General features: G+C 64.1%; 38 protein-coding genes. 5 read left to right on the forward strand and 33 right to left on the reverse strand.

What is annotated here, in order from left to right; all coding sequences use genetic code 11:
- Nucleotides 1-135: 135 nt before the first annotated feature.
- The 12 genes from L3X40_RS14470 to L3X40_RS14525 all read right to left on the reverse strand — a co-directional run bounded on the left by L3X40_RS14470 (nucleotide 136) and on the right by L3X40_RS14525 (nucleotide 8,092).
- Entirely contained in the window at nucleotides 136-612 is a 477-nt protein-coding gene (locus L3X40_RS14470; RefSeq protein ID WP_066557072.1) for a hypothetical protein, read from the reverse strand.
- Between the two features lie 79 nt (nucleotides 613-691).
- Nucleotides 692-877 carry a hypothetical protein gene (locus tag L3X40_RS14475; RefSeq protein ID WP_066557069.1) on the reverse strand — a complete coding sequence of 62 codons (186 nt, stop codon included), beginning with the start codon at nucleotides 875-877 and terminating at the stop codon, nucleotides 692-694.
- Nucleotides 877-1,116: a hypothetical protein gene (locus L3X40_RS14480; RefSeq protein ID WP_066557066.1), complete on the reverse strand. Its 240-nt coding sequence runs from the start codon at nucleotides 1,114-1,116 to the stop codon at nucleotides 877-879. The genes L3X40_RS14475 and L3X40_RS14480 overlap by 1 nt, the downstream gene beginning before the upstream one ends.
- Nucleotides 1,113-1,388, reverse strand: coding sequence for a hypothetical protein (locus L3X40_RS14485; RefSeq protein WP_066557063.1), 276 nt, complete (start codon nucleotides 1,386-1,388; stop codon nucleotides 1,113-1,115). Before L3X40_RS14485 ends, L3X40_RS14480 begins: the two co-directional genes overlap by 4 nt.
- Entirely contained in the window at nucleotides 1,385-1,849 is a 465-nt protein-coding gene (locus L3X40_RS14490; protein WP_145907302.1) for a hypothetical protein, read from the reverse strand. Before L3X40_RS14490 ends, L3X40_RS14485 begins: the two co-directional genes overlap by 4 nt.
- 147 nt (nucleotides 1,850-1,996) lie before the next feature.
- The gene (locus L3X40_RS14495; protein WP_237229779.1) at nucleotides 1,997-2,512 is read right to left on the reverse strand and encodes a hypothetical protein; all 516 of its coding nucleotides are present in this window, start codon (nucleotides 2,510-2,512) and stop codon (nucleotides 1,997-1,999) included.
- Nucleotides 2,509-4,947 carry a DNA cytosine methyltransferase gene (locus L3X40_RS14500; protein ID WP_066557055.1) on the reverse strand — a complete coding sequence of 813 codons (2,439 nt, stop codon included), beginning with the start codon at nucleotides 4,945-4,947 and terminating at the stop codon, nucleotides 2,509-2,511. The genes L3X40_RS14495 and L3X40_RS14500 overlap by 4 nt, the downstream gene beginning before the upstream one ends.
- A 116-nt stretch (nucleotides 4,948-5,063) precedes the next feature.
- The gene (locus L3X40_RS14505; RefSeq protein ID WP_237366256.1) at nucleotides 5,064-5,831 is read right to left on the reverse strand and encodes a hypothetical protein; all 768 of its coding nucleotides are present in this window, start codon (nucleotides 5,829-5,831) and stop codon (nucleotides 5,064-5,066) included.
- Between the two features lie 59 nt (nucleotides 5,832-5,890).
- On the reverse strand, nucleotides 5,891-6,229 hold the full coding sequence (locus tag L3X40_RS14510) for a hypothetical protein (RefSeq protein ID WP_066557051.1): 339 nt from the start codon (nucleotides 6,227-6,229) through the stop codon (nucleotides 5,891-5,893).
- A 172-nt stretch (nucleotides 6,230-6,401) separates the two neighbouring features.
- Entirely contained in the window at nucleotides 6,402-7,100 is a 699-nt protein-coding gene (locus L3X40_RS14515) for a DUF5983 family protein (protein ID WP_066557049.1), read from the reverse strand.
- 32 nt (nucleotides 7,101-7,132) lie between these two features.
- Nucleotides 7,133-7,456, reverse strand: a complete 324-nt coding sequence (locus L3X40_RS14520) for a hypothetical protein (RefSeq protein ID WP_066557046.1) — start codon at nucleotides 7,454-7,456, stop codon at nucleotides 7,133-7,135.
- A 156-nt stretch (nucleotides 7,457-7,612) separates the two neighbouring features.
- Nucleotides 7,613-8,092: a hypothetical protein gene (locus L3X40_RS14525; protein ID WP_082748589.1), complete on the reverse strand. Its 480-nt coding sequence runs from the start codon at nucleotides 8,090-8,092 to the stop codon at nucleotides 7,613-7,615.
- Between the two features lie 131 nt (nucleotides 8,093-8,223).
- Here L3X40_RS14525 and L3X40_RS14530 point away from each other — a divergent pair, with 131 nt between their 5' ends.
- Complete coding sequence (locus L3X40_RS14530) at nucleotides 8,224-8,415, forward strand: hypothetical protein (RefSeq protein WP_066561689.1); 192 nt, start codon at nucleotides 8,224-8,226, stop codon at nucleotides 8,413-8,415.
- 8 nt (nucleotides 8,416-8,423) lie between these two features.
- On the opposite strand, the gene L3X40_RS14535 is transcribed toward L3X40_RS14530, so the two are convergent.
- Both L3X40_RS14535 and L3X40_RS14540 read right to left on the reverse strand, forming a co-directional pair.
- Nucleotides 8,424-8,921 (reverse strand): sigma factor-like helix-turn-helix DNA-binding protein, encoded by a 498-nt coding sequence (locus L3X40_RS14535; protein WP_066557041.1) that lies wholly within the window; start codon nucleotides 8,919-8,921, stop codon nucleotides 8,424-8,426.
- Between the two features lie 101 nt (nucleotides 8,922-9,022).
- Nucleotides 9,023-9,718, reverse strand: a complete 696-nt coding sequence (locus tag L3X40_RS14540) for a DUF5983 family protein (protein ID WP_066557038.1) — start codon at nucleotides 9,716-9,718, stop codon at nucleotides 9,023-9,025.
- A 217-nt stretch (nucleotides 9,719-9,935) separates the two neighbouring features.
- Here L3X40_RS14540 and L3X40_RS14545 point away from each other — a divergent pair, with 217 nt between their 5' ends.
- Nucleotides 9,936-10,520: a hypothetical protein gene (locus L3X40_RS14545; RefSeq protein ID WP_145907298.1), complete on the forward strand. Its 585-nt coding sequence runs from the start codon at nucleotides 9,936-9,938 to the stop codon at nucleotides 10,518-10,520.
- A gap of 32 nt (nucleotides 10,521-10,552) precedes the next feature.
- Here the strand turns inward: L3X40_RS14545 and L3X40_RS14550 are convergent, their stop codons facing one another.
- The 8 genes from L3X40_RS14550 to L3X40_RS14585 form a co-directional block, all read right to left on the reverse strand.
- A complete protein-coding gene (locus tag L3X40_RS14550) occupies nucleotides 10,553-10,714 on the reverse strand; it encodes a hypothetical protein (protein WP_237366257.1) in 162 nt (53 codons plus the stop codon).
- A 113-nt stretch (nucleotides 10,715-10,827) separates the two neighbouring features.
- Complete coding sequence (locus tag L3X40_RS14555; protein ID WP_197672705.1) at nucleotides 10,828-11,496, reverse strand: hypothetical protein; 669 nt, start codon at nucleotides 11,494-11,496, stop codon at nucleotides 10,828-10,830.
- A gap of 65 nt (nucleotides 11,497-11,561) precedes the next feature.
- On the reverse strand, nucleotides 11,562-12,434 hold the full coding sequence (locus L3X40_RS14560) for a Mom family adenine methylcarbamoylation protein (protein ID WP_066557030.1): 873 nt from the start codon (nucleotides 12,432-12,434) through the stop codon (nucleotides 11,562-11,564).
- A gap of 329 nt (nucleotides 12,435-12,763) precedes the next feature.
- On the reverse strand, nucleotides 12,764-13,102 hold the full coding sequence (locus tag L3X40_RS14565) for a hypothetical protein (protein WP_197672704.1): 339 nt from the start codon (nucleotides 13,100-13,102) through the stop codon (nucleotides 12,764-12,766).
- 67 nt (nucleotides 13,103-13,169) lie between these two features.
- Entirely contained in the window at nucleotides 13,170-13,442 is a 273-nt protein-coding gene (locus L3X40_RS14570) for a type II toxin-antitoxin system Phd/YefM family antitoxin (protein ID WP_066561687.1), read from the reverse strand.
- A 117-nt stretch (nucleotides 13,443-13,559) separates the two neighbouring features.
- Nucleotides 13,560-13,943, reverse strand: a complete 384-nt coding sequence (locus tag L3X40_RS14575; protein ID WP_237366258.1) for a transposase — start codon at nucleotides 13,941-13,943, stop codon at nucleotides 13,560-13,562.
- A 74-nt stretch (nucleotides 13,944-14,017) separates the two neighbouring features.
- Nucleotides 14,018-14,416 carry a hypothetical protein gene (locus tag L3X40_RS14580; protein ID WP_066557013.1) on the reverse strand — a complete coding sequence of 133 codons (399 nt, stop codon included), beginning with the start codon at nucleotides 14,414-14,416 and terminating at the stop codon, nucleotides 14,018-14,020.
- A 60-nt stretch (nucleotides 14,417-14,476) separates the two neighbouring features.
- On the reverse strand, nucleotides 14,477-15,670 hold the full coding sequence (locus tag L3X40_RS14585) for a hypothetical protein (protein WP_066557011.1): 1,194 nt from the start codon (nucleotides 15,668-15,670) through the stop codon (nucleotides 14,477-14,479).
- 328 nt (nucleotides 15,671-15,998) lie between these two features.
- On the opposite strand from L3X40_RS14585, the gene L3X40_RS14590 reads away from it, so the two are divergent.
- Complete coding sequence (locus L3X40_RS14590; protein WP_066557009.1) at nucleotides 15,999-16,199, forward strand: hypothetical protein; 201 nt, start codon at nucleotides 15,999-16,001, stop codon at nucleotides 16,197-16,199.
- Between the two features lie 46 nt (nucleotides 16,200-16,245).
- Here the strand turns inward: L3X40_RS14590 and L3X40_RS14595 are convergent, their stop codons facing one another.
- Genes L3X40_RS14595 through L3X40_RS14605 form a run of 3 tightly spaced genes read right to left on the reverse strand, consistent with a single transcriptional unit; the run spans nucleotide 16,246 to nucleotide 18,581 of the window.
- Nucleotides 16,246-17,271 carry a deazapurine DNA modification protein DpdA family protein gene (locus L3X40_RS14595; protein WP_066557006.1) on the reverse strand — a complete coding sequence of 342 codons (1,026 nt, stop codon included), beginning with the start codon at nucleotides 17,269-17,271 and terminating at the stop codon, nucleotides 16,246-16,248.
- An 8-nt stretch (nucleotides 17,272-17,279) separates the two neighbouring features.
- Nucleotides 17,280-17,756 carry a hypothetical protein gene (locus L3X40_RS14600; RefSeq protein WP_145907294.1) on the reverse strand — a complete coding sequence of 159 codons (477 nt, stop codon included), beginning with the start codon at nucleotides 17,754-17,756 and terminating at the stop codon, nucleotides 17,280-17,282.
- A 48-nt stretch (nucleotides 17,757-17,804) separates the two neighbouring features.
- Nucleotides 17,805-18,581 carry a macro domain-containing protein gene (locus tag L3X40_RS14605; protein WP_066557001.1) on the reverse strand — a complete coding sequence of 259 codons (777 nt, stop codon included), beginning with the start codon at nucleotides 18,579-18,581 and terminating at the stop codon, nucleotides 17,805-17,807.
- 293 nt (nucleotides 18,582-18,874) lie between these two features.
- On the opposite strand from L3X40_RS14605, the gene L3X40_RS14610 reads away from it, so the two are divergent.
- Nucleotides 18,875-19,345 (forward strand): thermonuclease family protein, encoded by a 471-nt coding sequence (locus L3X40_RS14610; RefSeq protein WP_237366259.1) that lies wholly within the window; start codon nucleotides 18,875-18,877, stop codon nucleotides 19,343-19,345.
- On the opposite strand, the gene L3X40_RS14615 is transcribed toward L3X40_RS14610, so the two are convergent.
- From L3X40_RS14615 to L3X40_RS14645, 7 genes are all read right to left on the reverse strand, one after another.
- Nucleotides 19,342-20,043, reverse strand: coding sequence for a hypothetical protein (locus L3X40_RS14615; RefSeq protein WP_237366260.1), 702 nt, complete (start codon nucleotides 20,041-20,043; stop codon nucleotides 19,342-19,344). The genes L3X40_RS14610 and L3X40_RS14615 overlap by 4 nt on opposite strands.
- 29 nt (nucleotides 20,044-20,072) lie before the next feature.
- On the reverse strand, nucleotides 20,073-20,282 hold the full coding sequence (locus L3X40_RS14620; RefSeq protein WP_066556993.1) for a hypothetical protein: 210 nt from the start codon (nucleotides 20,280-20,282) through the stop codon (nucleotides 20,073-20,075).
- Between the two features lie 95 nt (nucleotides 20,283-20,377).
- On the reverse strand, nucleotides 20,378-20,548 hold the full coding sequence (locus tag L3X40_RS14625; RefSeq protein ID WP_197672703.1) for a hypothetical protein: 171 nt from the start codon (nucleotides 20,546-20,548) through the stop codon (nucleotides 20,378-20,380).
- Nucleotides 20,545-20,766, reverse strand: coding sequence for a hypothetical protein (locus tag L3X40_RS14630; RefSeq protein WP_066556992.1), 222 nt, complete (start codon nucleotides 20,764-20,766; stop codon nucleotides 20,545-20,547). Before L3X40_RS14630 ends, L3X40_RS14625 begins: the two co-directional genes overlap by 4 nt.
- Nucleotides 20,763-21,053, reverse strand: coding sequence for a hypothetical protein (locus L3X40_RS14635; protein WP_066556990.1), 291 nt, complete (start codon nucleotides 21,051-21,053; stop codon nucleotides 20,763-20,765). The genes L3X40_RS14630 and L3X40_RS14635 overlap by 4 nt, the downstream gene beginning before the upstream one ends.
- A complete protein-coding gene (locus L3X40_RS14640) occupies nucleotides 21,046-21,588 on the reverse strand; it encodes a hypothetical protein (RefSeq protein ID WP_237229778.1) in 543 nt (180 codons plus the stop codon). Before L3X40_RS14640 ends, L3X40_RS14635 begins: the two co-directional genes overlap by 8 nt.
- A gap of 150 nt (nucleotides 21,589-21,738) precedes the next feature.
- On the reverse strand, nucleotides 21,739-22,035 hold the full coding sequence (locus L3X40_RS14645) for a hypothetical protein (protein ID WP_066556982.1): 297 nt from the start codon (nucleotides 22,033-22,035) through the stop codon (nucleotides 21,739-21,741).
- Between the two features lie 97 nt (nucleotides 22,036-22,132).
- Here L3X40_RS14645 and L3X40_RS14650 point away from each other — a divergent pair, with 97 nt between their 5' ends.
- Nucleotides 22,133-22,606 (forward strand): hypothetical protein, encoded by a 474-nt coding sequence (locus L3X40_RS14650; RefSeq protein WP_082748587.1) that lies wholly within the window; start codon nucleotides 22,133-22,135, stop codon nucleotides 22,604-22,606.
- A gap of 11 nt (nucleotides 22,607-22,617) precedes the next feature.
- On the opposite strand, the gene L3X40_RS14655 is transcribed toward L3X40_RS14650, so the two are convergent.
- A complete protein-coding gene (locus L3X40_RS14655; protein WP_237366261.1) occupies nucleotides 22,618-24,642 on the reverse strand; it encodes a strawberry notch C-terminal domain-containing protein in 2,025 nt (674 codons plus the stop codon).
- Between the last annotated feature and the right edge of the window lie 149 nt (nucleotides 24,643-24,791).

Genomic DNA, 24,791 nt, shown 5'->3' on the forward strand with positions numbered 1-24,791 from the left:
GCCGGGACAATCGAATGCGAGCCGGAGTTCGGGGAGCTGTCGGCGGGAATCCGACGGTGAGCCGGTGAGCCGGCGCGGATCGCGTTTGTCGTCATGCGTGGTCGCGATCCGGATCGGTGTCCGGAAGGCCTCGCGTCAGCGCGGGGCGAGCAGGATGGCGAGCGCCTCGTCGAGCACGTCGTCGCCGGCGTCATTCACGACGATGGCAGCGGGGTTGGTGGCCCGCACGGCGCGAACGACGATTTCGATTGGGCGCTTGCGGAGGGGGTACTGGAAAATCTGCCCGTTCTCGATCGTCACGAGATTGGTGCGAAGCAGGCGTTTGACCCTGCGAGCTTCGAGTTCGCGGGAGAGAAGGTCGCTGACCTCGATCTCGAGATCATGATCATAGCTGAAGCCGTCATCGACCCGAGGCGACCGGTTGGCCTCGAGCCAGCTATTGACTTCGGCCTCGGTCCAGCGGCCGACCTGATGAAAGAAATCCGCGCCGCCCGTGCCCTGGTTGCGGGCATGGAAGGCGAGCTCTCCATCGATGTAGACGTCGGCGGTGTAGGCGCTGGTTTCCTGCGACAGGGCATCGCTGTAGGTGATGCGGCGCAGTTCGATCTTCATGGGAGCCTCCGGACTGCTCCCATGCCGGGAGCATAGCCGTCCCCCTCCTCCGCTCCCGGGCAGCGCCTCGATGGACAGCTTATGCCGGCTGGGCGGTTTCGCCTTCGAGCGTCCAGTGATCTTTCCAGGCGTCCCACTCCGGCTTGTCGGCTTCGCCGGTGTCGACCAGTTCGCAGGCTTCGTCTTCGGAGGCGGCGATGACGTCCATGACGACTTCGCGCTCGACCCGGAAGATCTGGACGATCCTGACTTTGAACGTTGCCATCAGAGCGCCTCCACCATGACGCGAAAAGCGGAACCGTCATCCAGCAGCAGCGTGATTTCGACGCCATCCTCATTGTCCCTGCTGGACAGGGTTTCGATGTTTGCGCGGGTTTCATGCACATCCGAGACGACATGATGTGGCCCGTCCTCGGAACGCTCGAACGCGGACTCGCATTTCTCCATATGGGTTTCGATCAGCTCGCAGATCATGGCCGCGATCGTGCTTGTTTGGGTGTTCATCCTGCGGAGCCTTCGGGCTGGTAATTGTTGTCATAGTTGCGCGTGTGCTCGAAGGTCGGATCACCGGCTTCGTCGACCATGTAGCCGACGACCTCTTCGGCATATTCCGCATCCAGCACATCCCTGGCGTTGGGGATCAGCCGCACGGCAAACCCCTTGTCGAAGAGTGCGCGGTCGGCCGCCCGAATCGCTTCGGTGTGGTTTATCGCGTCCACTGCCACCTTGACGCGGATCGTGGCGTAGACATGGACGAAGTGACGTCGGGCTGTCATTCGCCGCCTCCGATCTGCCATGCGTCCGGGTCGAGCAGCTCGACCTCGAACGGGCCAGTCCAGTCCCGCACCCATCTCGGCGCGTTGCCTTCCAAGCGCATGGCATCGCGATCCTCGTCGCGCTCATGCCAACTCTCCCGGGTCGGAAACCTTTCGAGCAGAAGCGACAAGGGGACGGTCCATGTGTCGGGATGCTCGGCATCGACGGACACGGCGTAATCATCGATCCAGGCTTGCGGGTTGAACCGAAGACTTATAGCGCGCGAGACGACATCGTGGTCGGCTGGATCTTCGCGAAAATTGTCGGGTACGAGATCGTCATAGGCGCATTGCAGTTCCTCATCGCTCATGCCGGACCAATATTGCTGGAGGATCGAACGCATATAACGGTCGTCCTGTCGGCATGTGTCGAAGGTGTCGTCGACCAGCCAGTCGATCAGCTGTTCTCGGGTCTTTGCCATCGGCCAAACTTCCTTTTCTTGGAGCGAGGGCGTGCCTGGTCCGCTCAAGGACCAGTATGCGGTGGTCATAGAAATCGTCGCTTGGCGTGCGAGCCCGGCCGATATGACGGTCGTAACCGGGCGGATCGTCCCATTCGGCCGGGCGTGTCATGATCGATCCGCCGCAATCCGATTGTCGTAGATGGGCTCCATTTCCGGTCGAAAGGGTCCGAGCGGCCAGATCCGGCCGTTATAGCTGATGCGGGCAATCGGGATGTCGTCAAGGAGCACCTCGCCCTCGGGGAACTGGCTGGTTCCAAGACCGAAGCGATCGCGCCTCTCGCTGTAGAGTCTGGAAGCCTCCGCCCAGTCCACGGCGGCCAGGGCGGCATAGCCATGCTGGCGCACGCGGAAGGGCGTCGCCTTGTTCCGGCTGTAATGCGCCGGACGAATGGCCTTCGCGATGTGGCCCGCATAGACGGCGACGGTGAACCAGTAAGCGGCGATGAAGGCCTTGCGCGTTCCCCACGCCTTGTCGGCACGCTGCCGGGCGTCACGCTGCAGATCATATAACAGCGCAGCCAGAAGGGCGAGGATTTGCGGCTGCTGGGCCTTGAGCGCGCGGGCGGACGGCAGTGTAAGAACCGGGTTTCGGACCTCGGCGCGGCGCGAGCGCGCGTTCATGCCGCCTGCCCCATATCGAGCTGAAAGGCCGCCTGATCGGGATTGACGGCCAGCGCCAGCGCGAGCGGCCGGACCCATATCTCACGCGACGACAGCGTGAATGTCTCGCCCATGCTCGCGAGCAGCAGCGCTTCTCCGATCACCTCGGCCATCGCCTTGGCGGATGCGCTCGGGACCGCATTGCCGATCCATTCGCGGCGGGTGGAATCGGAACTGGCTTCGAGATCGAAGCCGCGCGTCGCCCAGCTGCGTTCCCAGCGACGCACATAGGCGTCGAGCGCCGGATTGAAGACGAATATCTCCTCGGGATCGAAGAGCGACTGTAGAGCGGCAAGCTCCAGGGTCGTGAACGGGCGATGCCAGGTTTCGTCGAGCGCGATGATCCTGGCGACGAGACGCTCGTCGAGAGGTGGCAGGCTCCAGTCATTCGCCGGGTCGGGCAAATTCGGTGGCGCGTCGATCCGCGGATCGGCAAGCGACCAGGGACCGTTATTGTTTTTGGCAAAGGCGGGGATCGCACCGGCTGCGCCGGTCCACGAGACCACGCCATAATGGCCCTGGGTCAGGTAGCTGTCTCGCCCGGGGCGGGACAGGCAAGCCGGACGGGGATCGGCGACCGAGATCGCACCGCTTCCGACGCGATCGGAACCGGTGACGGTGGGCGCCTGGCCCGTCATGGAGACGACCTTGAGCTTGTTGCGGTGGCTGTCCGGCCCCCAGGTGCAACGGGGGTCGGCGACGACGAACGCGCCCATGCCGGTCGAGCTCGCGCCGATCACGGCGTTGGCCGACATGGTGAACCCGGTGACGCGGTATTTGCCGTTGACGTGGCGGCCTTGGGGGGCGCGCGGGTCGGCGACGCAAAGGCCGCCGGCAGGTCCACCCGGGCCGGCGACGGCGGGCGCATCGCGGTTGAACGGTACGACGCGATAGACATTGTTAAAGCGCGGCCGACCGTGGATGCGCGGGTCGGCGACCGAATGGGGACCGCCGCCGGGCAGCGACTGCGCCGTGACGGTTCCCGCCCATTCCCGCCATGGCCGGACGCCATATTGCTGGTAGGTGAGATTGCCCGAGAGCTGGCGCGGGTCGGCCACGCTGGCGGCGCCGCCGGCGACATGGGAGGCGCCGCTGATCGTCCTGGCGCTGCCGCGATAGGACGCGACGGAAAGGAGGTTGTGATGTGCGCCGGGCTTGTAGCCGGGGCGCGGATCGGCGACGCAGTGCGGCCCCGTGGTTGGCTTGGGCGTGCAGGAGACGACGCCGGCGCTGTCGCCCCAGCCACGGACACCCAGGACGTGACGATGGGTGGCGTCGCCATAACCCGGTCGGGGATCGGCAACGCTGTAAGCGCCGTTGGTGGGAAGCGCGCGGGTCGAGATGACACCGCTCGAGCCCGCCCAGCGATTGACGCCAAGGAAGCCGCTGCCTTCGCGGACCCAGGGCGCCCGGGGATCGGCGACCGAGAAGCGCCCCTGTCCCGGAGCGCGCGCGGACGTGATGACGCCGGCGGAATCAGACCAGCGGGCGACACCATAAGCGTTGGGCCTGAGTTCGGTCTCGGGGACGATGCCATAGTCACGAAGGAAGCCGTCCTCGACGGCGAGGTCGTTGAGGCTGCGCCAGTCGTGCCCGGCCTTGACGAAGGCGAGCCGGACCCAGGTGCGCCATTGCAGCGCGGGGACGCGATGCATCGGACCGCCGGCGGGATCGCCGGGAAGCGGCAGCTTGCCGATGACCTCGCCGACTCCGCGCAGCGGATGCTTGGTCGGCTGGTAGATGAAGGGTGGAACCTTGTCGGGGTGGCGCGCGATCATGAGATAGCGCTTGCGGGATTCGGCGAGCCAGCCGATCTCGCCGCAGTCGTGCGTGTCCTCGGTGACGTGATAGCCGTAGCCGCGCAGCAGGGCGATGATCTGGTCGAGGAGCCAGCGGCCGCGCGTCATGATGCGCGGGACGTTCTCGAACAGCAGGATGGGAATGGGATCGTCGCGATAGGCTTCGAGGGTCAGCCACATGCCGCGGAGGGTCAGCGCGTTGAGCGCCTGATATTTCTGAGTCTTCGAAACGGCGTTGGAAAGAAGTCCGCTGAAGCCTTTACAGGGATAGGACGCAAAGCAGACGTCGAGGCGTCCGAACACCGCGCGAATGTCGGCCGGCACCGCCTCTTTCCAGCCCGGCGGGGGTTCGTGCCCGTGGAAGGCGGTATATTGGTCGCGGTCGAACAGGTCCATGACCGTGCCCTTCACGCCGGTCATGCGCTCGAAATTGCGGATGGCGCCCGGGTCGACGTCGATCCCGCCAGCGCATTCGAAACGGGCGACGACGTTGCCGATGCGAGGGTTGGCCTGGTTGAAGCCGCGTGCGCCGGCACCGATGCCGCACGCCATGTGGCCGTGGCGGTAGACGCGCACGGTATCGCGGGACTGAAGCATTGCTGCCTCCCGGATTGGAGTGAAGTTGGAGCGGGTCCGGCCACTGCAGACCGGCGGTGGCCGGCCAGTTTCGGGCGATGCGGGGCCGGTCGACCACCGCAGAACCGCGTGGGAAACTATCCCGTGATCAGGGGAGCGGGCCTACCGACGGGATTGCCGTCGCTGTCGGTCGCGACGGCGGAGATGAGGCGATCGGTTCCCGGTTCGAAGGTGATGAAAAGGGTCGCCGGCGGGACAGGAATGCCGGTGTGGTCGCACTCGAACCAGATGGTGCGGCTGAATATGTCTCCGGGTATCGTTGTCCACCAGGTGTCGGCGTCCCCGACCGGCCGCCCGAAACCATAGCATTCGTAGATGGCGGAGGCCGCGGCCCGTTGTCGGGACGCTACATCTTGCTCGTCGATCGCTTCGTCCGGGACCGGTGCGCCGAGGTCTGGTGGTTCCTCGCCGGTATCGTCATCCGTTGGGTCGGGATCGAGCGTCAGTTCGCTCGTTGAAAGCGTCTCGCTGGGATGTTTGTCGAAATAGAGCTGCGCGACCTGCTCGTCCTCGAGCTGGGCCGGATCACCCTGGTGGGAGATCTCGTCCCACCATTCGCGACAATAAGCTGCAACCTCCGCCATGAGCGCGGCGCGGGTGCATGCTGCATAGTGATTGATCCCTTCGCAGTGGGCGATCGTTGCGACATGGATTTGCATGCGCCAGGGGAGATGGCCGCCGGCGGCGGCATCTTCAGCGAGGGCGATGTCCTTGATCACATAGTTGATTTCAGTGGGGCTGAGGTCCGCCGGCGTTTCAAGGGCGGCGCGGGCGCGCGATAGCAACTGGGCATAGTCGCGGTTGGTAAATCCGGACATGGGTTCGATCTCCCCGATAGTCTTCAAAAAACCTCCCACCGCGCTCCCCTCCATGATGGGAGATCGAATTCCGTCGTACGGACATGTCAGGGAGTTTGGGCACTGTCGGTCGGGGCGCAGATTTCTGCTGATACGCCGTGGCGCGCGGCGTCGTCATGAGACAGGAAGATCCAAGCGCGGACCCATGTGCCGTCTTCGCCGATGCTGACGCGCTGTTCGTCCGAATCAATGTCGATCTCGTCGAAGCTGCGCCACTCCTTGCAGGCAGCCTCGACCAGTTCGGCTGAGCCAGGGTTCGGCGCCAGGGCCGCGAGATGCACGTCGATTTTCAGGATGAGCTGCGTGGTCGCCGGATCGTTGAGGTCATGCGACGCCAGGCGGCCGCGAGCTTCACGCAGCAATTCGAGGGAAGGAAGTTCAGGCATGCGGTGCTCCTGTCACGGAAGCGAAGTTGGGCGCTGCCGTCGGGCAGGCTGGTCCGCTACGCTGGGTTACGGCGAGCCGGCGGTCAGTGATGGCGCGACGAGGTCGCGGAGGTTCAGGCAAGACTTTCGATCGGTCCTGCAGACGTCAGGCGCACGGTGTCGGGCGCCCCGGCTACCAGTCGAAATGATTGAGGCCGTTCACTTCATCGCCGTCGCGGTCGAGGAGCAGATATCGGCAACCCTGATCGCGGGCGAAAGACAGCACAGCGGTGAGTTCCACGGGAACCTCTTCGACCGAATCCTGGTGGATCGGGTCGGTCAGAACGAACCAACCGTAGCCCGTTTCGGCGACGCCCAGCGGCCTGTCCTCGGGCGGTAGCCGCGCCCACTCGTCGAGGAGATCGCCGGTCGACGGCTGGATATGGTGGTTGCTCAGGGTGACGTAGCGATCGCTGCGAACCGGCATGGTCACGAGCGCCTCGGGCGCGGGGATGGAAATCATGTCCGTTTCGAGACATTCGCCATGGTGCCGGTCGAAATAGGTGCTGGCGACAGCGTCGTCATCAAGGTCGGCGGGGTCGCGCTTGTCATCGATCTCGGACCACCATATGCGGCAATAGCTGCCGAACTGCGCCATCAACGCCTGGCGAGTGAGCGCGGCAAAGAATTCGCTGCCATGGCGATGGTCGATCCGGGCGACATGAACGGCGATTTCCCAGGGGACCATGTGCGTTTCGATCAGCCCTTCGGCCTTGGCCAACTGGTCGACCAGGCGGAGGCGCGTTTCTTCGCTGCGACGGTCGGGATTTTGAAGCGCCATACGGGCGCCGGCGAGGAGTTGCGCAAAATCGCGCCTTGCATTTGCCGACATGGAATGTCTCCTGTCTGCGGCGATGCGGCGGCTCAGTCGCCGTCGCGCATGCGCCAGAAATCGGCGGCCTGCTCGGCCGTCATCGTGTCGAATATGGTGGCGCAGAAAGTCTGGAATTCGGGGCTCTGGATAAGACCGGCGTGCTGCAGCAGTTCCGCCACTTCCCAGAGAAATGCGTCGGCCGGGTCGGTGTAAAGCGACGGGGTTGGGACGTGTGCGCGTCGTTCCGCGAGGAAATCCGCGAAGGCGTCGATCGAGTCCTGGTTTTCGATATAGTCCAGGAGAAGATCGATCTGCGTCGTATCGCTCCATCCCTCTTCGCTTGCTGTGATGGCGAATAGTTCTCGTTCACCCATGACATGATCTCCCGACTGGCTTTCCTCACTCGCTCGACGTTTTCGCTTTGCCGACCACGAAAGGACATCGCTCTGAAGTCTGGCGCACGGGGCATGGATGCGGGAGCGCGCCGGGCATTGGTCGGCGATGCGCAGCGGTCGAGTGGAAACGCGCTTTCAATTGCGTCGATGCTTTCGAGGAATCCGGCGAAGCGCCTCCCGGGCGAGGCGCAGCACGCCATGGTCGGCTGGGGCCGCCTCGAGCATTCTGGCGATATGGAAGGCATCTCCGGCGCGCAGGGGCCGAGACGGTGGATGCGACACGTAGTGGTCGAGCTCGGCGGCGACGCCGGTCTCGTTCAGGGCATAGTCGAGAAGCGCCCCACAGATGAGGCAGTGTTTGCACGTGTCCTCATGGTGAAGTTCGGTCGATGAGATGCGGTGATCGTGCCGCTCGCTGGCCGACAGGTGGGGAAGCACCTTTTCGAGGAGGCGATCCGCGCAGTCGCGACAATATTCATGCCCCTCATCGCTGTAGAGCGTCTCGCCATCGGTCTCGACGCGGAACTCGCCCCAGATGTAGTAGGGGCGAACGGGTGCTACGCCGCCCGATCGCGCGAAGTGATCGAGCACGATTTCCATTTCACGGGCCTGCATGATCGCCTCCGCAATTTGGGTGATGTCGGGATGGTGTTATGCTTTGGCTCAGCCGACTCGCCGTGATCGCCCGAGCATGCGCGTACGGGTCGTGCGAAGCGATGCAGCCCCCGAGCAGGACTGGAACCAGGATGCGTGAACTGGACGCAGAGGAAACCGAGCTGTTGCGTGTCCTCGATGAGGGCGTGCGGACAACCGCGCTGATCGGTATGGTTCGGGGGTTGGCCGAGGTGTTGCAGAGCCGCGGCCATGTGATTCAGGCCCGGGTCGCCGAGGTTGCCGCGGACCGGATGCAGCTGCTGGAGGCCGGTCTCAAATCCTGATCTATCGCTTATGGGATCTCGACGGCCTTGGCGATGGCGATAAGCGCCTCGGCGATGCGGACCTGGACATCAATGGCGCTGATGCCGAGGCGTTCGGCGATCGGGCCATATTCGAGCCCTTCGACGCGATGGGCGATGAAGGCCTGGCGGGTGATATCGGGCAACGCCGCGACGGCGGCTTCATATCTGGCGCGGAGCTCAGGATCGGCTTCGCCGAGGCTTGTGCGGCCGATCAGGATCCAGCCTCGGACCCAGTAGCCAAACTCGGCAGGCTCGACCAGATATTCGTCGGGGTCGATCCGCAGGAAAGAGGTGGAGGCCCAGCGATCACGGGCTTCGGGAATGGCCGGGTGCGTAGGGCCGGCCCGGCGCGCGAGGTAGCGATCGATACGTGCCGCAAGGTCATAGGAGGTGCGGCGCCTGTCGCGCCGCAAGCTGAAATTGGGATGGTCGTTGAGGAACGCGAGTGCCTCAAGCAGAAGCACCATGCTATCGCGATCTGACATTTGGGGTGCCTCCGATCGATTTTTTTCGCAGCAGGCCGTCTGCCCGCTCATGCGCCGCTGCCCCGCCCCCTCCCTCCCCCTTCTCGACGAAAGGTGGATGGCTACCAATCATAGACGGGAAGATCGGCAATCGTGCCGGCGTCACAATCGAACAGGATATGATCGAAGCCGCGTTCGCGACCGAAGCGCAGGGCGGCCAGCAGATCTTCGGGGATGTGTTCGTGAAGCCCCGAAGCGACCTCGCGAGTGGGTATGAACCATCCGTAGATGCTGCGGGCGATGACGAATGGACCGCCATCCGAATTTTCGCTGCACCATCGATCGAGCTGGTTGGCTGTCGCCGCGCAGAGGTGCGCGGTGCCAAGCACGCAATAGCGGCCAGTCTCGAGCCTGTCGTCAGGTAGCGCTTCGTCGTGGCTGTCGCGAACTGTCCAAATGGCGATGGTGAGCGCCGGGAGCCGTTGCTGGAATTCTCCCAGGCGCTGCTCGGGCCTCTCGTTGAGATCGGGAGGCGTTTCGCTGTCATGAGGCCAGCGGCGATCGCAACAGGATACGAGCTTTTGCAAAAGCGTGTTTCGCGAATGAGCCGCGACGATGGTCGTGCTTCCTTCATGGTCGACCCGCCCGAGATGAATTTCAGTTGAAGGTTCCGAAATACGGGTGAAACGTTGCTCGGCCTCTCGGATGTCCTCGACCAGCGTTGCCGCGGTTGCCGCATCCGTATCCGCGGGAGTTGCGAGCGCCGCCCGAAGGCGCGCGAGCACCTGGGCGGGGTCGCGCCTGTCAATACTATTCATGGAAGATCCTCCGTGCGGCCCCTCGGCCGATGAGATGCTTCACAATCGATCAATTGCGTGCGCTCGACGCTGACGCGCTGCGCCGCGTTGAACCGCCGCCCGCACATCGGCTATTCATCAAGGAGCGGGATTGGTCGACAATCGGTCGCGGTCGAATATGCTTGGACGCCGCGTTTTGCGGCACATGGTTGTGCGGATCGTAAGGGAGGCACCGGAGGTGACAGCGGCACAGCCAGCCTGGTTGGCAGATTATGGCGGCACTTTAGCGGCGCTAGAACGCTTGCGATCCTATGTCGGCAATGAGATCGTTGCGCGGGTCTATGAGGCCTGGAAGCAAATCCGGAGCGACCCTGTCCCGTTCAGCCATTGGCGGTGGCATAGCGTCACGGCGCCCGGCCACCGCCAGGACAGCAGCGACTGGTTCGAACTCCATGGGCGGCTGCGCGAGCATATGGCCGGCGGCGGCGTCCTCGTCGTTGTCGGGCGGCCGCGCGCAGGCAAGACCTGCCTGCTCGAGCGGCTGAAGCCGCTTCGAATTATCGACAACGCCCGGCCGGGATCGGAGCGCGACGCGCCTATAGCATCCGAGGACGTCCCGCCGGAACTGTTCGCGATCGATGAAACCGCCGCGCACGACCGGCACGATGTCGCGCGCGTGATCGCGGAGACGACACGCGTGAACCGCGGCTTTGCCATGGTGTTCCAGCGTCCCGAGAGCTTTCGCGACGGCGGGATCGGCGCGCAGCTCGCGATGCGGCCAGTGCTGTTTCTGGAGCTTGTCGATCATCCGGCGTCCGTCTGACCCAGAGCTTCGGCCGGATGACCGCCTTGGCGCTACGCCGCGAGGGCGAGCAGCGGGAGCGCGGTGACATCGCCTTCGGTCGCGGCGCGGCTTAGTGTCGGATAGACCAAGTTCGGCGGCTTGCGGGCTGCGCTACGCGCTGCCCCGGTTAGCGGGAACAGGTAGGCGCAGCGAGGTCCTGCCTGGTGGAACATATTGTCGGCCGGGCAGATTCGCAGGCGATGCCATGACCTGCGATGGCGGATGAATCCGTTTGGAAGGACCTGCTCCGGGTTATGCTGTCAAATGGAAGCGAGGGCGGGGAACATCAGTCGGGGAACGGGTCCGAGGCGACACAGTCGTCGACGGTTTGCCGGATGACCACCCAGTCCCAATAGCCCAGCCGGGTGTCGCCGTTTGCGACTTCATATTGCCAATCCGTGACGGGATGGTCGGGAAGCGCACCCCATGCGCCGTGGAATTTCGAGAGCGTCTCGGCAGCGGGAGCCTCGGTCCGAAGAGCAGCCGCGAGACCCTCGCGCGTGGCCTGGCACTCGACACGATCGGCATGGATGGCGCACCACCCGCCGCCGAACTCGTTCACCCAAGGCTTCGAGCAGGTCTCGGCCCACTCGAAGCCGATCGGCGCTTGCTTCAGGGTTGGCTGACAGCAGCGATGAATGAGGGTAGCGATCGGTTCTGGCTGGAAGTCAGTCATGCCGTGGAAGCCAATCGTGCGCGGTTCGGTCGGGTCGGGGTCGATGCTCATGTCAGCGCCAAAAGTCGGATAGTCCGGATCGCAGAACAGATCACGCAGGCCGCTCCAAGGATCTTCTGCCTTCGAGGGCGGCAGTACGGCGAGTAGTTCCACGGTTGGATTGCCGGGGTCGAGGCCCATCGAAAGGTCTGTCGCGGCCTGGAATGCTTCGACCAGCAGCGCCATTTCCGCATCGGTGCAGGTGAAGGCGAAGCTCGCCGAAAGATAATTGTCTGCCATGTCATTTCCTCATGAATTTACCGCCGCCGAATTCGGATCGCGCCGCGATCGGGATGCGAGGTGGCTCACGCAGCGAGATGGAGCAGCGGCAACGCGGTGACATCGCCTTCGGTCGCGACGCGGTCGAGGATCGGATAGGGAAGGCTGGGAACCTTCCGAGCTGCGATGCGCGCGGCTTTCGTAAGCGGAAATAGATAGGCGTGACAGCCGGGGTGGCGGAGACGGCGCAGGAAGCCGGTGCGTTCGAGGTCGGCGAGCCAGGAGGCGCGATCTTCGCCAAGGCGAGGTGCGCGCGCGCCGGCGCGAAGCAGATCGTCCATCGCATAGCGCTGTCCAGATTCCGCGTTGCGGATCTTGGAAATCGCCCGCGACGAAATGGGGCGTCCGTCGGGCATGACCAGGTCGGTGCGCGGGCTCGACCGGCCGGTATATTGGCTTCCCATGACGGCATAGACGCCGCCGATATGGCCCGGCATGAACACGTTGCCGTCGGCATCGACACGTCGCACCGGATCCGCATAGGAGATGACCGAGAGGATTTCGGGCTTTTCGCGCCGCAGGAGCCGAAAGGCCCTGGAGACCAGATAGGTCTCCGCGTTGCCGCCGGTCGCGTCGGTGATGACGAGGCGGCCGAGGTCGCACGCCGTGCGCGCGTTGGTGAGTCCCGCGCTCTTCGGCACGCTGGCGTCGTTCACCGGATGCGAGAAGACGCAGACGCCAACGAGTTCCGGCCGGCCGCCCTTGCCGTTGGCGAACAACCCCACCGAGAGACGCGCCACGGGCATGGAAGCGGCATAGTGGTGGGCCTTGATGAAAGGCGCGGCTTGCAAGCGCGTGTCGATGACGTCGACCGAAAGGCGCGTGGGATCGATCTCGCTGGCATCGGGGATCCAGCGGCAACGGCGGTCGCGCCACCGTTGGGTGCGGGTGGTGAGCATCGGGCGATCTCCTAGGATGATCGCCGTCTCTTCCCCCCCTCTCCTCCCGTCACCGATCACCGCTCGGCGAGTCCGCACAAGCCATGGCGGGCTGCATCCGGCCTCGTGTCGAAGGGATGGGTGGCGATCGTGCCATCCGCGAAGGCTGCCGGCGATTGGGAAGATGGCTGCGCCTCAAAGGCCGATGGGTTACCGGCGCGACGTTTTTTTCGCGCCGGCGACGACTTTCAGGGTGCGAACGCAAATCGCCGATCCGGCGGACCCGGCGGATATGGATGCATGAGCATAAGAGTGATCGCTATGACCATGGCGGCCGCGTCACGGTCGCGTCAGGCGTCCCTGTCAATCGGCCGGCCGGCTGCCCCCGCGACGATCGCGTCGCGGACGCGGCGGAAGAGCCCAGCAGGAAGCGCGCCGTAGCTGATTTCGCCTGATTTCCGGTTGATCGGCCGAAGGTCGAAGCCGGGCCAGGAGAACTCGTTCCACTCGCTCACGACAATCCAGCTGCGGTCGGCCTTCAGGCCGAGTTGTCGGCGCACGGCATCAGGTACCTCGATCGCGGCCTGGTCCTTGCTGGGCCGGGTGGTCGTCATTGGGACGACGAGCACCTTGTCGATTCCATCGGCGGTCTGCACGACGACAACGACGGCGACGGGGCGGTCCTTCACGCCCTCATCGCGTCCCCGCTCATATTCGTATCACCAGAGATAACTGTAGTTGATGACCTCGCCGGGCTCAGGCGGCTCCAAGACGTGGCTCTGCATCCTGCGACTTCGCGCCAGGCTCGACCCTGCGGATGGCTTCCAGCATGTCGTCGGTCAGGTCTTCGACCCCGCCAGCGACACGTTCCCGGCGACGCAGGCGCTGATACTCGTCGATGGGCACCATGACGAACCGGAGATGGCCATTTTTGGTGACGCCGACGGGACGGATCATCGCCTCGTCGGAATAGCGTCCGAACTGCTTCTGGACATCTCCCGAGGAGACGATTTCAAGGGCCTTCGCCATGGTTGCGCTCGCATTGCTGATCTGGGGTTGGCGGGCACAATACGGGAAATCCGGGAAATCCGCAAGAACCGCTCGGGGCAGCCATAGCCTTTGCATGCCGAGCGGAGGCATGGAATGTCAGAGGAGCGTGGGTTCGATCGCGTGGAGTGCAATCATGCGACGCGCAAATCCCGCTGCGCCCTGCTGCGCGGGACACGGGAAGAGCTCGTGCGCGGTGAAGAGCCCAAAGCTTTCGTCCAACTCCATCGCGCACAGCCAGTAGGTCGAGCCCTGCAACTCGACCTGTGCCAGCGGAATGCAGCGGCTCCCGCCATAGGGTCGCGGTTCGACCGGATCCGACGGAAAACCCGCAAGTGTCCAAAATCGCCATCCCAATGGGGCTTCGGGAGCAAGATCGGTCTCGATGATCCAGCGGCCGGTCGGGGCGCGCAGCCTCGTCTTGTGACGCAGGCGGCGGCGTTCGCGGCGACCTGCTGCGCCAGACGGTTCCATGGCTTGCATGTGGCGCTCGACTTTCCAAGCGTTCCGCCCCGCGGCGGCGTGGTCACGCGACCGCAGGGGGGAGCGTCCAGCGGCTACCGGGGCGCCGAGGGATATCGCGTGGAGCGATCGATCGCCCGGCGGGTCAGGTCCGGAATGCGATCGTCGGTGTAGACGCTGTCGTCGGACCGGCGAAACGCGACGCACTTTGCCGAGGGCCAGTCGATCGCCTCGACGATGTGGGTTTCGCTCGCGAACGGCTCGCCCTCGCTCAGAAAGGCAATTTCGATCACGAACCGGGATGGCTCGGTCGGCATTTGCGCAATATGATTGATCTCCTCGTTCAGGAGATCGCCAACCTCGGTGCGAAGCTGATCGATGTCGGGGTCGAAATCCTCCCAGTTTTCATCGTCCGGGCATTCCTCGCCGAGGTAGCTCGACATGAGGTCATGGAGCCTGTCGAGAAGCTCCTTGCGGGCAGTGGTCGTGGGCATGGCGTGAAATCCTAGCAAGGACCGGCCACCGGAACCGGATTGGTCCCGGCGGCGATCGTTTCAATTGGCGCTGGCGAGGAGCGTGCGTGCCTTTGCTTCGACCTCGAGACGTGTGTCCTGATTGGTCTTGGTGCGCGCATGGGCCGTGATCCCCTGGACGAAGTCGTAGAGAGACGACGGGGGATGGCCTTCCTCGGAGAGGACAGTGGCGATGATCTTCGAGGTTTCGGTCTTGGAGAAGCCGCGCTTGCGCAGAAAGGCCTCGCGATCCTCGTCCTTGCGGGCGACGACGCGCTCGCGTGCGGTCTTGATGCCCTGGACGAAGGTCATGGGCGAGGAGTCGGCGAAGTTCTCGAGCGCGGGCGCCGCCTCATGGGCAAAGCGATTGGCCGCGAACTTGGAATGGCGGATCGAGATTTCCTCGAAATTTTCCACGCCCCATAGGTTGCGATTCATGCACACGGCACGGAGGTAGAAAGTCGCCATTCCCAATGTCTTGGAACCGACTTCCGAGTTCCAGCAGTAAAAGCCGCGGAAGTAGAGATCGGGATCGCCATTGGGAAGCTTCCCGGCTTCGATGGGATGCGTATCGTCAACGAGAAAGAGGAAGACGTCCCTGTCGGACGCATAGAGGGTCGTCGTCTCCAGGCTGACGTCGACATAAGGATCGTAGCGCATGCTGCCCCAGTCGAGCACGCCCGGGACCTTCCAGCGCGTGTCGTCAACCCCGTTGCCGGCGATCTTCATGACGGCGCCGACAAGCTCATGATCCCAGATCCGGCCATAGTCCGGCCCGGTCACGGCCCGAAGCTCCGATCGTCCCTCATTGGTCTGGAGCAGCTTCACCTGTTCGCCGCGGTGCGTGAGCAGGCCGTGCTGGAGATTGATGCCGGCCAGCGCGGCCGGAAGATTGCGCAGGTACGAGGCCGGTGCGCTCACCAGGCTGCACAGCTGGCCAAAGGACCAGTTGGTCGGGGCGATCGGACGGTCTTCGCCGGGGACGATCAACGAGAGGCGCTCGGCGTCCTCGCTGCGCGCCTCGACACGGACCGCCTTGCTTTCGATGACCCGCGTCGTCGCGCGATCGGCGCGCGTGCGGACGCTGTCATAGAGGTCCGTCAGCGAAAGAAATCTCTCATCGTCGGGACGCGAAAACCATTCGGACGAAACGCGGCCGATGTTGCGGCCTCGGGAAATGTCGACGCGGTAGGCGCCGTCGACCGGACGGTCGACGCTCGGAGCAAGGCTGGCCATGAGGGCTCTCCTCGAGAAGGTTGGGACGAACCGGCGGCGCGAGCGCCCCTACCGGCGCCCATCCATCCCCACCTCCCTCCTCCGGTCCGACGTCAACGGCCACCGACCGAAAGCCGGGAGATGGAGCGCGCTATCGCCCTGGACGGGATCCGGAGCCCGGACATTTCTTCATGGATCGTTGCCGCCGATGCGAAGAGCGCTTCGGTGGGGAAGGCTTGCGCGTTCCGGGGATTGGGGTTTATCTGGCCTCCGTGAACCTGGGAGTTTGACGGTCCACCCGTTGCTCTCGGGAAAAAGGAATCAAAGCGCTCTGATCGGAAATCATAGGATGAGCCTGCCTGTCGTCCATGAGCCATGTGTCGCATCGGACGACGAGCGCGCAAAGCGAATGATGCTCCTCGCGATCGACGTTTCCCGCAAGGCGAAGGGCGGAAGCAGCGCGAAGAGGCTTACGCTTGCGGACATGGATGAATATCCGGACTTCTGTCGGGCGGCTGATGGTCTACCGCCACGAAATCCGTCGACCTAACGGACTGTCCGGTCGGCCGTTCTTTGAAAAGCGCCGGCGACTGGAACTATACGCTCGACGCAGGCTGCGGGGCGGAATTATAGATGTCCGCCGCCCACTGCTCGATCCATCCCGCGGTCATCGCGTCATGATCCAGCGCTCCCTCCTCGACCAGCCCGCGGATTTCGGCTCTGGCTCGGGCAATCGCCCATTCCCAGCGGTCATCGGGAGGCCGGTCGGCGATCAGTAAAGTCAGTTGCCTCTGATGATCGCGTGCAGGGCCGGACGATCGGGTGAGCTGGCTGCGCGCCCATCGCTGCATGTGATCGGCCACCAAGGCGTCGGTCTTCGCGATGCCGCGGCGGAAGGCGTCGCGGCGCGCGGCTTGACCATATGCCTGGCTGTCGATCGAGGCTATCCGGTGCTCCAGCCCCTTGAGATAGGAGAGCGCTGTGCCCTTGACGCCGAAGGCATGAACCAGGACGCCTTGAGGCAAGACGCGGTCGAGATGATCGAAGACGGCCACGAGACCATCGGGGCCCGCCACATGACGGCGACACATCGATCCGATGCCGATCAGCGTGCCCGGCGAAAGGGGATGCGCCAGTCCTTCGAGACAACGTTCATAGTCTTCGGGACGCCGTCCCTGGATGACCGGCATCAGGCGGCGATCGATACCGAGGTCGCGGGCGCGGGTACGGCAGTCGAGATTGACGCGGATGGTGCGCGCGATGCGGTCGAGCACTTCGTCGCGGTCGCGGGCGATCTCGGGTTCGACGCAATAGTCCATGCTTGCGAACCAGCGAAAGGGGTAGCTCGCGGCCAAGATCATATAGTCGTCAACGGTCCACGGATAGGCGCCATAGTGGGCCAAGGCGACGAAGCCGGCGGAGTCGAGCGCAAGGCTGGCGAGACCGGGTGCATGCTGGAGCTGTTGAAGGTTCCATCCGAGCCATTCCGGCCAGCCACGGCGCCGGGTCCAGCGTGAGAGGGCATTTGCCGAGATGAGCGCCGGCATCTGCATGCCTTTGGCGCGCCGGAGGATGGGACCTTCGCGAAGATGCGGCAGCCCGACCATGATCTCGATAGCCATGGCGGCATCTAGACCGACGGTGGCGGTAGCGGCCGTCCTGTCTCGTCGTACCGGCCGGGGTCGGCTCCAGGTACGTGCCAGCCGAACATCGATCCGGCCAGCATGGCGGCGATCTGCGCGGGCGACGCGTCGAAGGTCGCGTTGATCCGATCGGCGGTCATGCCTTCCGGAAGCGGCCAGTAACCGGGCTCGCCGCGTTTGATGACGATCGGTTCGCCGCTGCTGGGCAGGAAGGCAGCGCACATCTCGGGGAGCCTGGCGAGATTGGCGAGCCGGCGTTCGGCGGTGTCGAGCGTCGCCTTCTTCAGATCGCAGAGCCAGGACGGCCCCAATTGATTGCGAACCCGACGCAGAGAAGCGCCAAAGGGTTCGAAATCGTCTCCGCCGTTCATCCACTTGAGGGACAGTGCCTCTTTCCAGCGCCGGCCATGGCGCGCGCGGAAATCGACAAGAGCACGCCACATGGCGTCATCGGGTTCGGTCATGATCAAGATCCTCGGCAGGTGGCTGGGTTCGGCCGGCGCGATCGCAGGTCAGGGTGCAATCGAAGGAGGCGTCTGGCTGGCCCCGACGTCGCCGGTCGAGCGCCGGGATGGCGGTCGCGAATAGGGGGTACTGGTGTAGCCATGACCGACGCGCAGATCGTCGCTTCGGCCAAGCCGCCGGAAGAGGGTGTCGGCGACACGCGCGGCGACATCGTCCGCGAACGCGAAGACGGTGTCAGCGCGGGAACGCACGGTGATGTAGAGATAGCCATAGCCGCCGGGGCATTCAGCAAGGGTATGGGCTTCGAGATCGCCGAGCTTTCGGTGGATGATCGGCGATACGCGGGCCCAGTCGAGACCTCCGTGCCCACAACCCAGCGCCGGCAAGGCAATGGTCGTCGGACCGAGCGGCCGGACGAAATCATGGAGCGCGTCGAGGCCGGATTCGACATCCTCGTAGCGCGAGGCATCCCGCCAATGCCGCTTGGTCGGCAGGTTGACGATCAGCCTGCCTGTCGCGGACTGCCAGACATGGAGACGCCCGGGCCGCACCATCCCGGCGCGACAGGCGCGCTGATAGTCCAGAAACATCGCAGGATAGTGTCGCTTGAACGCGAGCGCGACACCGGCCCCCATCACCCCGACGCAGTTCACGGCGTTCACGAGAATGTGGGCGGACGCCTCCAGCATATCTCCGCGGATATGTTCGATCATGGCTCGGCTCCGGACGGCTTGCCAGCGGGCGGCCGACGGGGATGCTTCGCCGGAAGAAGACGTCGCCTCGGCCACCATGCGGTCCTTGGTCTTGGCGAGCGCAGCTTTCATCGAGACCCCGACAGGCTTTGCCTTCCCCCTCCCCCTATACTCCCTCAATCCGGTCTGCGCGGATCGCGAGAGCCAGGTTTCGATCGCGCGCGGGGGGTGACAGGTGCGGCCGATTCCGGCTGATACGGTGAGGCGCGGCATGATGGTGGCACCACTGTCGTTTCCGCGGAGTCACGGTCTGCGGCTATTCCGGCGCCAATCTCGGAAAGCGGTTCATCGGTTATTGCTGATAGTTGGGGTAGCATGAACCGGGTGGCCGAACCGATGTGAGGAGCAAGGAAGTAAGTGACGACGTGGGTGGAATCTTGAGCGGCGTCGGCCGGAAGACGGGGCACGCTGTTCTGGTCGTGTCGATATGGACTTGCATGTTGGGAGTCGCGCTGGCGTCGGCGGAGCCCAGCGCGAAGGGCCGGATCGCTTATGTCATTGATGGCGATACATTCCGCATGGAGAGCGGAGAGCGCATTCGCATCGCCGGGGTCGATGCCGCGGAAAGCCAAGCGGGAAATGCCAAATGTCGGCGCGAACTGACGATCGGAAACGATGCGAAGAGGCGAGCGACAGCATTGCTGGAGGGGCGCATCGTCGAATTAGCGCGGGTCGGTCGCAGCTATAACCGCACGGTCGCGAACGTCCGGCTCGAGGGGCGCGACGTCTCGGCAATCCTCGTCGACGCCGGAGTGGCGCGTTGGTGGCCGCGTGGAAAGCCCAAGCCGGACTGGTGCGGCGGGACCTCTTCGGCACGTCATGAGGCCGACCGCTAGGCGCTGGCCGGCAACCACTCGTAGAGGAGGTGCTCGTCCGGATCATATTCGTTGCCGTTGGCGATGCGAATGAAGCGGCCGTCGCAGGCAAAGCCGGCGGCGCGCGGGAACGTCAGATAGGATTTGGTCTCGAAGATGAGGTCACCGGACCTGACAGCCGTGACGGTCCTGGTCGTGCCCAGCGCGCGATGGCCTTTCGGCGCAGCGACGAGCCTGAGTTGATCTCCCGGCTTGAGCCGGCGCTTGAACGCGGCGAGCGAAACAAGGGAGTCGACGGGATTGGCCCTGCCCCGTCTATTTGCGAGCGCGGCCCAATATGCCGAGCCGATCCGCACATCGGCATAGAAGGAGCAGCGCATATAGTCCTGGTAGAAGTTGGACCGGGTGAAGCCGAAGCGCTCGAGCTGGTCGCGGATCTGGACGACGAATTCGGTGCGTGCTTCGCGATCGGCAAGGTCATCCTGCGCGTCGAGAAGTTCTGCGATGATCTTTCGCCCGTGGGCGAAGGTTTCGCCGCGAACCGAGAAGCGCATCTCGCGGCAGGTCGCGTTGAGATGGGTCTCGATGCGCCGGCAGAGCGAAGGAAATGGCTCGTTCGGACGGTAAAGATCCCCCTCGTAGTGGAAATTGCCTCGTTCATCATGCTCGATCTGGCTAAACAGGCGCGTGCCAGCATTCGCCGCGGATGCGTCGTTCATGGATTTGCCTTTCTGGAACGGGAAGAAGTTCAGGCGCGGAGCGCGGGATCGATCTGTTCCTCATCCGCGGCGTCGGTGCTCCAGACGATGGCGTCGATCAGATGCTGGCCGCCGGCGAGGATGTCCGTCTCACGCGCCATGCAGATGGACGTCCCTGGCGCAAGAAGGCACCAGGTTTCGCCCGTGGCGGCATGTCTGGCCATCGCCGCCAGCTGGCGGTCCCGGAACGTTGGCGGCATGGGGAGGCTCCGAAAGCGGCAGCGGCCCGGTCGCCCGAGCCTTTGGCCGAAGTGATCCGCGGCGGGCGCGGTATTGGAGGATTGGTGCCCGCGTGTCAGTGCGGGCGATGTGGCAGCTCGGGCGTGGTCTGCGCGTCCACACGGGCCGCTATCCAGGCCCAATAGCCGAGGCGCGTGTCATCGTTCGCAACCTGGGCTTTCCAATCGCCCACCGGATGGTCGGGATGCTCGCCCCAAGGGCCGTATGTCCGGAAGGAATTGATCATGTCAGACCCTCCTGCGCGAGAGCTTCGGCCAGCATTTTCCCGGTCGTGTCGAACTCGATGCGATCGGTGAAGATCGCACGGCACTCGCCGCCGAATTCGCCTGCGCGGGCGCGGGAACAGGCTTCCGCCCATCCGAAGCCGATCGGACCGGCCTTGAGTGTCTCGCTGCAACATTGCCGGAGAGGCGAGGCGATCGGCTCGGGCTGGACGTCGGTCATCCCGAAGATGATTGCCGAGCAGCGATCCGGGCCGTTTCGGTTCCGGTGTCGAGGTGACGTTCTGCGCCGAGATGCGGATAGTCGGGGCCAGCGAATATGGCGCGAAAGCCGGACCAGAGATCGGCGGGATCGATCGGGGGAAACGCAGCGGGAAGCGAAGCGGTTGATGGCGCACGTCGCTCCATTCGCGCAAGCTCGTCGCATGCCAGGAGGGCCTTCTGGGCAAGCGCGGCTTCGCGAGCGGCGCACGCGAAGCGAAAGTCGCTCTTGAGGACGTGATCAGTCATGGTGGAAGTCCGCCGCGAGCGAGCCCGGGTCCCCTGCCTCGAGCAAAACAATCGGAGGCGGAGTGAATTCGGCGCTGCGAAACCAGTCCTCGATCTTCTCGATAGAACCGAGATCGTGGATCTCGTTCCGGGTGAGCACGACCTGCTCGCTTTCGTTCATTTCGTAATGGCGCGGCTGGCCCTGCAAGTCGTAGACGACGAGCTCGGGACCGAAGACTCCGGAGCAGCCGCCGGAAGTTCGCCGGAAAGGAAGCTTGTGCTGGCGGCAGAAGCTTTCGACAGTCTCGAACATGCCCCCGGGAAGGTCATAGGCGCAGATTTCGAGGACATTGCCGGTGGTGATCGTATCTTCCTCGACGGGCTCGCCCTCCCAATCGAGCCGCCCGTGGTCGGTTGCTATTGCCTCGATGAACGCCGGAAGTTGGATGCGTGAAAGGGTGCCCCCAATTTGCATGGAGGCGGAAGCGCGGTCTGCCATGTTGGTCTCCCGGGAGAAGCAGTTGGTGCGGGCAAATTGCGATGCCCACTCCTTCATTCCTCCCTCCCCCTTTGACTCAGCCAGTTTCAATGAGCAGGAACAGTGTTTTACCGCTTCGAAAGCCGCAGCCCCTATCGAGGGCGATCGCTATTTCACGTTCTTAACGTCCCGTGGCCCGTCGAAATCGGGTCGACGGGAAAAGCGGTGTCAATCCTTGCCCGCCGCTCCGATTAGATGCCGGAGCTTCGACCAAGCCAGTTCCTCCCCGGCGCGCAGGCCCCGATTGAGGCCCTGTCCGTAAAGCCGGTAGGCCGCTGCGGTGACTTCGGGTGTCGCGGTGACGGGGAGGAGAGTGACGAACTGGCCTTCATCATCGAGGAGCTCGAAGACATCGCCGCTACCGGTGAGATTGGTGATGGCGATCTGGGCCACACTGCCGAGCCTCGTCAGGTCGAGGTTGAAGGCGTCGACAAAATCCTTGTCGACCACAGGTTTCTTGGACATGAGGTATCTCCGAAACGCGATCGCAACCGCGCGATCGCATTTCGCCGCCCCCTTCCCTTCTTGCGCTCAGGCCGTCCGGTATGCGTCGGACGGCAGAATGTTTCGACCCGATGCTGATTGCGACATGGCTAATCGCGGGATAGCCACGGCCTATGCCCGCCAGAGCCATGAACAGAATGCGTCGAAGACCTTTTGCGCGATCGATCCGGCCGCACCCGGCCGCGTGCTGGGATTCTACACCGTCATGCCGTCGGCGATTGCATACCACAATGTGCCGGCACCGCTGACGAAAGGCTTGGCCCCGCACGAGGTTGCTGGTTTCCGGCTGGCGACCGATGTTGCGGTTGGCGGCTGGGGACTGGGCGGCCAGCTTCTCGTGGCCGCAGCCCTGCGATGCCTGCGGGTCGCGGCGGATGCTGATGGCATGCTGTTGATCATCGATGCGAAGAATGAGCGGGCAGCGCAATGGTATGCGAGCTACGGCGCCGAAACGCTGCCCAATATTCCGCTAACGCTGGTCATACCGCTTGCATCGTTCGTGGCCGAGCTCAAGGCAAAGGGACAGCTTTGACAGCCGCCTGGCTATGAGCGTTCCGCGATCATGGCATCCAACAGTTCGCTGGCGCGGTCGACGGGCAGAAACAGCCGCGTCTTGTATTGGATGACCTCACTAAAGGCGCCCCTGGCTTTCAGCCATTCCCGGTCATGGGGCTTGAAATCGCGGATTTCGAATCGGCGGCTGTTGTTCACGAACGCCGCGATCAGGCGCGCCCCGTCCAGTCCGGGAATGGGTGCGCCATCCCCATGGCGCGCTGCATCGATCAATTCAGCGGAGGTGAGCCGGATCGAACTCGCCAGACCGAATTCCGCCTCCAGCTTCTCGACAGCCATCGGCATGACGATGCGTCCCAGAATAGACGTACCCGCCGCATCATCGATCCGCCAGACGCGAACATCGTCCTCGGGCAGCTTGTGCCAGACTGGCAGGAGCAATCCGGTTGCGACCGTGATGATCTCGACATCGACCTTCGAAGCGGCTTCCGCCATCTCCGCTTCCCAGAATTGCTGGAAACTGTCGCGGTCGATCGGTTGCCAATGCGTGTGCCAGAGCTCGGCAAGCCGGGTCCGGGTGCTGCCGGTGGGACGCACGAGCTGGCACATCGGCACCGGCCGCCCTTCCTCGTCGGTGATGGACCAGGACGGCACGCGGAGCGCGACCCGACCCGACCGGCCGTTGCGGAGGAAGGCGATGTCGTCGGTGCCGTCCCAGAGCTGCATGAGGCGACCCCAACTGGTTATGTGAGGCCTGAGGTGAAGTTCCAGACGCAGCAGCCTGGTTTCCGCACCAGTGAGAGGATCCACGCGCAGCACCTGCTCGGAAAGGGGCACGATGCGCTCGGCACGAATGGTCTCGACACCAACATCGAGAGTTCCTGCTTCGCGCGCAGCGTCCACGCGCGCCTGGATCAGGCCCATATATTCCTCGAAGATCGCGTTCTGTGTCGCGATCCGCAGAGCGAGGATACGGTTCAGCCAGCGCTGGATCGGAGGCAGCTTGTCGAGAAGGGAGCCATTGTCGTCGGCGAGCTTCAGCCCGGTAATAAGCTGGAATTTCTCGAGTGTGACGCTGGCGAGCTTGCCTGCATGAAGAAGGTGATACCATTGGGTGAGCGCCTCCCGAGCGTAGTCGCTTTCCAGGTTGTCGGCCGGGTTGAAGAGGTTTTGCCCGCCCGTTTGACGCTGCCCTCGCGTCAGGGCGCCCAGGCTGTCCAACCGGCGGGCGATCGTGCTGATGAAGCGCCGCTCGCCCTTGCAATCGGTGGTGACGGGTCGGAACACCGGCGGGGTCGCCTGATTGGTGCGGTGGGTCCGGCCGAGCCCCTGAATGGCCACGTCCGCGCGCCAGCCGGGTTCGAGGAGGAAGTGAATACGGCGCTTGTGGGCGCTCTTGCTGTTGAGGTCGGCGTGGTACGAACGCCCGGTACCGCCGGCGTCGGAGAAGACCAGGATCGATTTCCTGTTTCCCATGAAGGCTTCGGTCTCGGTGATGTTCGAGCGTGCGCTGCGGCGCTCGATCTTCTGCTTGCCCTGGGCATCGAGGACGATACGGCGGGACCGGCCGGTCACCTCGGCCACCTGGTCTGTTCCGAAGTGCCAGATGAGAGCATCCAGCGCCGACGGCACCGGCGGCATGGCGCAGAGGCGCTCGATAAGATCGTCACGGGCGGCGATCGCTTCCTGGCAGTGGACCGGGTGGCCGGCCTCGTCGACCATGGGTTCGGATCGCATCGATCCGTCGGTCGCGCGGAAGGCGCGCATCTGGCGGGTCGGGAATGCCGTCTTCAGATAATCTATGAGCGTGTCGAGGGGTGAGACATCGACGGACAGATTGGCGCGCTCGTCCGGCGACAGATCGGAGAGGCGGCGATCGAGGATGGCCTCCGCGGTGGTGACCAGCTGGACCACGGCGGCGTGGCCGGCGGCGACCTCGGTCTCGATCGCGCGGATGACCGTCGGCATTTTCATCGAGATGAGGAGCTGCGAGAAGAAGCGCTGCTTGGAGCTTTCGAAGCGCGAGAGCGCCGAGCCCTTGGCCATGGCGTTCATCGTGTCGCCCGACATGCGGTCGACGATGTTCGCGGCTTTCAGCGCCTCACCGAGATGCTGGTGGATTACGGATTATCGCGAGGTCGCGATAATGTGAAGGAACGCGGCCTAAGCGCCGAATTCCTGTGTTGTTCGTGCGATGTTGCTGC

Source organism: Rhizorhapis sp. SPR117 (genome assembly GCF_021742065.1).